This window comes from Nitrososphaera sp. AFS (assembly GCF_009898475.1).
Lineage (GTDB): Archaea > Thermoproteota > Nitrososphaeria > Nitrososphaerales > Nitrososphaeraceae > Nitrosopolaris.
The window spans coordinates 3,932-11,214 of record NZ_QURE01000008.1 but is presented as its reverse complement, the minus strand read 5'-3'; the positions used below and the strand labels follow the sequence as shown (position 1 = coordinate 11,214).

Genomic DNA, 7,283 nt, shown 5'->3' with positions numbered 1-7,283 from the left:
TTCTTTCTCTCCTCAAAGGCTAGCAAATACCATTCACGAGCCTTAATAAAAGGATAAACAACTATGTATTTCATAGGCTTCTCGTTAGCCAGAAATCCAAGAACAATCTTGTTATCAGAATAAGCAGATTTGCGAAGGCAAGAAAGATACACATATGATGGTTCGATATATTTTCCTATAAGCGTAGAATAAACCTTCGAGGTTAATATCTGCATTTTTTCAATGGAATCGGAAACCATCAATAACATGAAATCAGTATCCGATCGCAGACCCAAAGTTGAATATGTCCGAACTTTCATTTTTGAATTGGCGACCTCGATCAGGAGTGAAAATTCCTTGGCTGCCTCGCTCTTTGCAATGTCGTTTAACCATCGCCACTTGGTATCAACTTTAAAGAATGAGAAATTTAAAAAAGTTGGCGTTGCAGGCTTAATTGGTGGCTCTTGATTTTGGACTTCTACTTGTGACGCCATCCAGAAATAAAATATGCAAACTATATTTAAAACTAGATCAAGATCAGCCTAAAGGGGCGCTACAAATTTAATGAATGACCTAACTCTCTTCTAGCCCAAGCCATCCATAACCCTTATTTTCGAGTTCTTCTGATAGGCTTCTATCGCCGGATTTAACTATTCTACCTTTTGCCATGACGTTAACATGGTCTAACCTTGTCAGGTACCTTAGGATTCTGGCATAATGAGTGATTACGACAACTCCTGCTCCAGTTTCTATCAATTTGTTTATGGCTTCAGCCACAGCTTTTACAGCATCAATGTCTAAGCCAGAATCTGGCTCATCGAGGATAGCGACGTTAGGCTTGAGGACTAGCATCTGCATAACTTCTGATCTTTTTTTCTCACCACCAGAAAATCCTTCGTTGAGATATCTGCTAAGAAACGCTTGGTCCAACCCGACTGAATCCAAGTTTCTTTTGACATATTCGTGAAATTCTTTTACCGTTATGAACACTTCGCGATTGGTCTGTTCTTGGGCTAGCGTTTTGTTTAAAGTATTGTACGCATTCCTCAGAAAATGGCTATATCCTACGCCAGCGATCTCTATAGGATACTGAAATCCCAGAAAAATGCCCTTTCTTGCTCTTTCGTCTGTTGATAGATCAAGAATGCTTTGACCTTTGACTAGAATGTCTCCTGATGTAACATTATACTTTGGGTGACCCAAAAGTACATTAGCAAAAGTGCTCTTTCCTGAACCATTTGGGCCCATAAGTGCATGGACCTGCCCTCTATCTATAGTGAGATTGAGACCTGTTAGTATTTCCTTTCCTTCGATGCTTGCGTGCAGATCTCTCACTTCTAAAAATGACATAGTAACAGCTTCTTTTATCTAGAATATAATATAAGGATATGTTCTATGAGATTCGTGATTGGGGTACACTCTTTTCCTATTAATGATTGACTACCGTTGATTAAATACAGTGAATATTACATCGTATCAGCTAGTGAGCTGTATCTAATATACAAGAATGTGCTGAGGGATACTATTCAGAAGTAATTGGTGTTACTATTGCACTTTCAATGTACCTGTCATGTATGGATGAACGGTGCAATGAAATGGGTAGGTTCCTGCAGACAACTTTGCGGTTGCAACTTTTGCTGAAGCCGCTGGGCTGATCAAGCTTGTATCAAACAGTTTACCTGTGGTGGGATCACTTGGGTCCTTTCCATTAGTCATTGTGTGCGGAACAGTATCCTTGTTAGTTATTGATATAGCGTCTCCCTTCTTTACCGTCACCGTGTCCGGAGAATAGGAGGGATTTCCTTGGGTCGAAGCTCCTGCCAAAATGGTCACAGAAGCACCTACTGGAGCGCTGGTGGTAGCACTGCTACTGGATGCAGCAGGTGGTGGATTTGCAGCCGCAATGTCTTGTGGTGTCAAATTCTTTCGATAAAATGACTGCATATTACCAGAAACTGGTGCTATGTCGTGGAAGCTAATGTACATTACCACACCTGTAATCCCACCGAGTATAAGCAAAACAATAAAGGCAACTTTTCCAACCCACATTGCAAATACTGTTATGTTCTAGCTAGTATTCCCTTATTAAATCCTTTATTGGCATCCAAAAAACCAGCAAATGGAACGTGTTCATTTATCCTACCTTTCTCTGTCTAATGTTCGTGATTAGACTTTTCTTACATTGCTAGGTTCTAACATGCAAAATTCAGTTTCTTGCATATTTCTTGCATAACAATATTGTTTACAAGTTCTCAAGCTATGCCTAATTACAATTAAGATGGGCTGTGCGCCATGAATTTGTAGCATACTGTCTTGAATTTCTGTCAACGAGTAGGTAGAGTAAGTCCAGCCTTTTCTATCTGATTTCCAGTCATAACTTTTATTTCAGATATTTACCTGAAACTATGAATGAAGCAAAGCTCTAATAAATGTGCCATCTGTGGTAATTCTTTATCCTTCCGGTATAATGCAATGCCAGAATGGAAGATAACGGGATTAATTTGTGGTGAATGCTATGAGAAAAAATTGACAGATCACTATATAATATCTGAACGAAGAGGCCTTTTGAAGGGCTGAGTCACTGTATTTCGATAGCTGGAGACAGGCCTCATTATAGCACTCCTGACAAGTTAGAAAATATGCTTTAATAGTGCATTCAGACCGCCATTGCACTACTGATGATCATCTGTAAGACTTTTGCTTTCTGCGTCGGGCGCCTGGTCCACCGAATTTCTTTGATTCGCTTTGTCTGGGGTCGCCAGCAAGCAAGTGTCTGTCGTATTCTGAAATCTTCTTTCTAATTTCTTCCCTGACGCTCTTTGCTAATGGATGATCCTTAGGATCCCTCCCACCTTTTCCTTCACCGGCCAATGCCCTGGAGATTGCAACCGCTGAAGCAAAGGCTTGTCCCATGAACCCGCCTCCTTGAACTTTTACGCTTATGTCTACCTTGTTCCTAAGTTCGCCTAAAAGGTTGATAGGAGTCAATACCATTTCTTTGGCTACTTGTGGTTCGATTAACTCAGCAGGGATATTGTTGATCCGCACCCTTCCATTTCCCTTCCATATAGTGGCAACTGCCCTGCATGCCTTTCTTTGCCCTGGATAAAGATCTATTTTGCTAACCAACTGGCGTGATCCCTTTCCAACCTATCTCCTCGGCTACGTCCCCTATAGAGATGTAAAAAGATGCAGGCTTTCTAATCTTTGAATCTTCAAAAAGTTCCATTTTTGAATCCTTTAACTGGCTGGGGATTCCAATATATACCCTTAAGTGTTTAAATGCTTTTATACCACTTGACTTTCGTTTTGGCACCATACCTCTTACCATTTTCGTGAGAATTCGATCTGGTCTTCTAGGATGAAACGGACCATGTATTGGGTTTGTTGCAGAGTTTATTTCAAGGTCTTCTTTAAAGCTGTTGATAATCCTGTGTCTATCTCCAGATACCATTGCTTTCTCTGCGTTTACTATTGTGACTTGATATCCTTTCAAAAGGAGCTTTGCAACATGGGAACACATCCTGCCTGCAATGCAACCATCTCCATTAACAACTATAGATGGGTTGCTAGCCTTTGGAACTGCTACCTTCTGCTCGGGCTGATTCAACTTCGACTGCTCAGCCAATAATTCGTACCCCCTTGCCATCAAGATGTCTGTCCATCAGTTCATTTAACGTTATAACTTCGCCTCCAACTAGTTTTATCTTTTTGAAAGCGGCATTTGAAATAGAAAAGGCACATACAGTAAGCTTATGATCCATATCTCCTGACCCCAAGAGTTTACCTGGTACAACTACAACTTCTTCATTCTTAGTAGTAGCCGACAATCTCGATATGTTGACCTCTCTTCTGATTGTTCTAGATTTAGTGACTTCTCTTTCTAAAGCCTTCCAAATTGCTTTTTTGTTTTTCTTAAAGCCTTTTCGTAAATTCCATATTATGTCGTCTACTAAAGCGTTAGTTAGCATTGTTTACCTCGTGCGTTATCTATATTCCCCAAATAAATCTACCTGGGGGTCTGCGGCTCAAGCGTACGCACTACTTGATAAAAGTTTTTCATTTTTGCATCAAGCTTGTTGAGGGCAGCGAATACGGTTTCGGCCGCCGTTAATGCACCGTTAGTTTCAATCACAAGTATAGATTCGCCATTCTGGCTTCCATCCTTTACAACGGCAGCAGAAGTTGGCTGCCATTTTGCGTGACTCTTTCCAATACCCATCCTCGCGTACGCTTCAAATTTTACTTTCTGTGTGGGTGCTAGAGCTACAATGGGTATTTCTTTGCTTACTGGTTGCACTAGCTCGTCTTCTGACAAAAGCTCGCCTGAAGTCACGATCTTAGTTTTTTCAGTTGCTTCTGAATCTAACATTAATAATACTCTACATTTCGAACATCCAAGAGTACTCTTACAATCGCAATCCTCAGGCATAACGAATCGATCCAGTTGAGTTCGCAATGGTACTAGTCCTAACCTGTGGGCTAGTGCCTCATCATGCATGACCGAAGAGTTTTCGAGTATTACGACATCATCAATAGCTAAGGTAGGAACCTCGCTTATGGCTAACCTTCGTATAGCGTTAACATACTCTCTGGAAATATTGTTAAATTTAATTACTACTCTATCATTCGTTCTTTCCAGTACCTCAGCTGAAATATCAGTCAAGCCAGCCAGACTTTGATTCAAGCGTACTTAAAAATCTTACCGCATTGCTGAGATGACTGAGATGAAGATGGTAGATACCTACACACTTCTGCATCAGATTTGGACTAGATGCAGACTATTATCGAACTGGCGAACTAATGAACTAGTGAATCAATGGATAGTGAATGAATCAATAACGGTGCCTTAAAGTATATTCTCCAGCACCAATCACTATGGTGATAGTCTTCTAAAATATAACGTGAGACTTTCATATGCAGATATATAGTTCATAGAACCTACAAAATTAATGGTCGAGAGTAAGACTTCAACTGTGCGTCTGACATTAGACGGGAACAAATTTGAGATCCTCGTCAAACCAGATCCCGCATTGGAATACAAAGTCGGCAAGAGAACTGATTTGTCTTCGGTACTTATCTCTGATGAAATATACTCTGATGCCAATAAAGGATCTAGAGCTGGAAACGACAAGCTAATCAGATATTTTAAAACATCGGATTCACTAGAGGTCGCAAGACACATAATTACTAGGGGTGAGCTGAGCCTTACAACCGACCAGAGGAGAAAAATGGTTGAAGAGAAGAAAAAGCAGATCATCCAGTATATAAATAAAAGCTACGTTGATCCAAAGACCCATCTCCCACATCCTATAATGAGGATTGAAAGTGCTTTGGGAGAGATAAGACTCACGGTAGACCCGTTTAAACCAGCCGAAGATCAAGCCAAGAATGTCGTTGATGCTTTGAGGAAGGTTTTGCCCTTGAAATCCGAAAACTTATTGCTTACCATAACTGTGCCTGCCCAATCTTCTTCCCGATCCTATAGTTTTTTGAAATCCGCCGCGATTTTTAAGGAAGAGCAGTGGCTGTCTGATGGTACTTTAAGGGTAAAATTAGAAATAAATGCAGGATTAAGAGGCTCTCTACTGGACAGGCTAGGATCTATCTCGAAGGGAACTGCACAAGTGACCGAGGGATAATGGGACTAATATGATTGACACTTAAAATATAAGTCTGTCATATCCACCCTGGAGAAGGGAAAATAAATGATAGAAAATCTTCTATATCGGTCCCCATTGAATGGAGGGACCTGCTAAGCAATGCAAGAAATTAGACGCAAATATGTCATTCCAGGTGATAGAATAATCGAAGGCAATCATAGGCCTTTATTTAACGTACTCAGGGCTGGCAATTCGCTTGTCTCTACCAGAGTCGGAATCGCTGAAGCCGGGAGAGAAGGAGTAAAGGTGATACCATTATCTGGGGTATACATACCTAGAACAAACGATATCGTAATAGGTAAAATAATGGATCACTCTTCTCTTTCATGGGAAGTAGATATCAACGCTTGCTTCTCAGCTCACTTGCCCGCGCAGGACGTTTTTGGTAGGGACTTTTCCCCAGCTAGGGATGATATGAGCAGAGAACTAGCGATTGGTGATTTAATTACTGCTAGAATTATAGCATTTGATAGAACTAGGGATCCTATGATTACAATCCAAGACAAAGACCTGGGCAAAATTCCACGAGGGGAATTCATTAAAATTTCCGCTACTAGGGTTCCAAGACTTATTGGAAAGCGGGGATCTATGATACAAACAATTGAGCAAGCAACTCGAACCAGAATTCTTATCGGTCAAAATGGGGTTATCGTTGTGACAGGTAGAAATGCTGACGGTATATCTCTTGCCGTTAGAGCTATAAGGATGGTGGAGGAAGAGGCCCATACCTCAAATCTGACCCAGAGGGTGAAAGCATTGCTGGGCATACCAGAGTCTCCAAGCGAGACATCCATTGGAACCCATAATGCTCACAGTTCAGAAGATTCGCCTTCTCCCATACGAAAAGGTGAAGAAAGCCAGGAAGGGAAGGAGCAAAATCCGGAATGACACAGACCAAAAGCCTGATTGACGAAAATGGTAAACGAACCGACGGACGCACTGAAACTGAGTTAAGGGAAATAAAAATCAATGTCGGGGTAATAAAGAATGCTGATGGCTCTGCATTTATAGAATTTGGGATGAACAAAATTTTGGCAGCAGTCTATGGACCTCGAGAAGTGCATCCAAAGCATATGGCTCAGCCAGATAGATGTGTTCTAAGGTGCAGGTATCACATGACTCCATTTTCAACTGATACGAGAAAAAACCCTGCGCCTTCTAGGAGGGAAGTAGAAATCTCAAAAGTTATGAGAGAAGCATTAGAACCTGCATTGATGCTACAAGACTATCCACGTGCAGCTATTGATGTATATGTGGAAGTACTTCAAGCAGACGGAGGATCCAGGTGTGCTGGTATTACCGCGGCTTCTGTGGCGCTCGCTGATGCTGGAATTAATATGCGTGACATTGTAGCTGCATGTGCAGCAGGCAAAATTAATGGCAAGATTGTTACGGACATTAATGATACTGAAGACAAAGAAGGAGAGGCAGATATGCCTGTAGCCTACATGCCACATTTGGACCAAGTTACCCTTCTACAGCTAGATGGTATCCTAGACGATAAACAATTTTCTGAATGTCTTGACGAGGCTGTAAGGGGATGCAAGGTGGTTTATGAGATCCAACGAAAGGCCCTGATGCAAAAGTATTTCGGTGAAGAGACGGAGATGAAAGAAGAGCAATGAGCGTATCCAAGAGATC

At 41.3% G+C, this 7,283-nt stretch carries 10 protein-coding genes (1 of these 10 cut by a window edge); 3 read left to right on the top strand and 7 right to left on the bottom strand.

What is annotated here, in order from left to right:
• The 7 genes from DYY65_RS13135 to DYY65_RS01725 all read right to left on the bottom strand — a co-directional run.
• Positions 1-299: the 5' portion of a chlorite dismutase family protein gene (locus tag DYY65_RS13135; protein ID WP_441338305.1), read on the bottom strand. It extends 13 nt beyond the left edge of the window; 299 of the gene's 312 nt are visible here — the first part of the coding sequence; the start codon lies at positions 297-299; its stop codon lies off the left edge, out of view.
• A 253-nt stretch (positions 300-552) separates the two neighbouring features.
• Positions 553-1,329: a Fe-S cluster assembly ATPase SufC gene (gene sufC, locus DYY65_RS01750; protein WP_162476276.1), complete on the bottom strand. Its 777-nt coding sequence runs from the start codon at positions 1,327-1,329 to the stop codon at positions 553-555.
• A 195-nt stretch (positions 1,330-1,524) separates the two neighbouring features.
• The gene (locus DYY65_RS01745) at positions 1,525-2,028 is read right to left on the bottom strand and encodes a cupredoxin domain-containing protein (protein ID WP_162476275.1); all 504 of its coding nucleotides are present in this window, start codon (positions 2,026-2,028) and stop codon (positions 1,525-1,527) included.
• 633 nt (positions 2,029-2,661) lie between these two features.
• The gene (rpsI, locus tag DYY65_RS01740; protein WP_162476274.1) at positions 2,662-3,108 is read right to left on the bottom strand and encodes a 30S ribosomal protein S9; all 447 of its coding nucleotides are present in this window, start codon (positions 3,106-3,108) and stop codon (positions 2,662-2,664) included.
• Positions 3,101-3,607, bottom strand: a complete 507-nt coding sequence (locus DYY65_RS01735; RefSeq protein WP_236561600.1) for a 50S ribosomal protein L13 — start codon at positions 3,605-3,607, stop codon at positions 3,101-3,103. Before DYY65_RS01735 ends, rpsI begins: the two co-directional genes overlap by 8 nt.
• Positions 3,600-3,950: a 50S ribosomal protein L18e gene (locus DYY65_RS01730; RefSeq protein WP_162476272.1), complete on the bottom strand. Its 351-nt coding sequence runs from the start codon at positions 3,948-3,950 to the stop codon at positions 3,600-3,602. Before DYY65_RS01730 ends, DYY65_RS01735 begins: the two co-directional genes overlap by 8 nt.
• 38 nt (positions 3,951-3,988) lie before the next feature.
• The gene (locus tag DYY65_RS01725) at positions 3,989-4,666 is read right to left on the bottom strand and encodes a DNA-directed RNA polymerase subunit D (protein ID WP_162476271.1); all 678 of its coding nucleotides are present in this window, start codon (positions 4,664-4,666) and stop codon (positions 3,989-3,991) included.
• Between the two features lie 265 nt (positions 4,667-4,931).
• On the opposite strand from DYY65_RS01725, the gene DYY65_RS01720 reads away from it, so the two are divergent.
• The 3 genes from DYY65_RS01720 to rrp41 all read left to right on the top strand — a co-directional run bounded on the left by DYY65_RS01720 (position 4,932) and on the right by rrp41 (position 7,267).
• Positions 4,932-5,621, top strand: a complete 690-nt coding sequence (locus tag DYY65_RS01720) for a ribosome assembly factor SBDS (protein WP_162476270.1) — start codon at positions 4,932-4,934, stop codon at positions 5,619-5,621.
• 120 nt (positions 5,622-5,741) lie between these two features.
• Positions 5,742-6,530 carry an exosome complex RNA-binding protein Rrp4 gene (gene rrp4 / locus DYY65_RS01715; protein ID WP_162476269.1) on the top strand — a complete coding sequence of 263 codons (789 nt, stop codon included), beginning with the start codon at positions 5,742-5,744 and terminating at the stop codon, positions 6,528-6,530.
• The gene (gene rrp41 / locus DYY65_RS01710) at positions 6,527-7,267 is read left to right on the top strand and encodes an exosome complex exonuclease Rrp41 (RefSeq protein WP_162476268.1); all 741 of its coding nucleotides are present in this window, start codon (positions 6,527-6,529) and stop codon (positions 7,265-7,267) included. Before rrp4 ends, rrp41 begins: the two co-directional genes overlap by 4 nt.
• Positions 7,268-7,283 lie beyond the last annotated feature (16 nt).

What these genes read in the sequence shown, in the direction of transcription:
- sufC (WP_162476276.1), bottom strand. Translation starts at nt 1,329, where the DNA reads ATGTCATTTTTAGAAGTGAGAGATCTGCACGCAAGCATCGAAGGAAAG.
- DYY65_RS01745 (WP_162476275.1), bottom strand. Translation starts at nt 2,028, where the DNA reads ATGTGGGTTGGAAAAGTTGCCTTTATTGTTTTGCTTATACTCGGTGGG.
- DYY65_RS01730 (WP_162476272.1), bottom strand. Translation starts at nt 3,950, where the DNA reads ATGCTAACTAACGCTTTAGTAGACGACATAATATGGAATTTACGAAAA.
- DYY65_RS01720 (WP_162476270.1), top strand. Translation starts at nt 4,932, where the DNA reads ATGGTCGAGAGTAAGACTTCAACTGTGCGTCTGACATTAGACGGGAAC.
- rrp4 (WP_162476269.1), top strand. Translation starts at nt 5,742, where the DNA reads ATGCAAGAAATTAGACGCAAATATGTCATTCCAGGTGATAGAATAATC.
- rrp41 (WP_162476268.1), top strand. Translation starts at nt 6,527, where the DNA reads ATGACACAGACCAAAAGCCTGATTGACGAAAATGGTAAACGAACCGAC.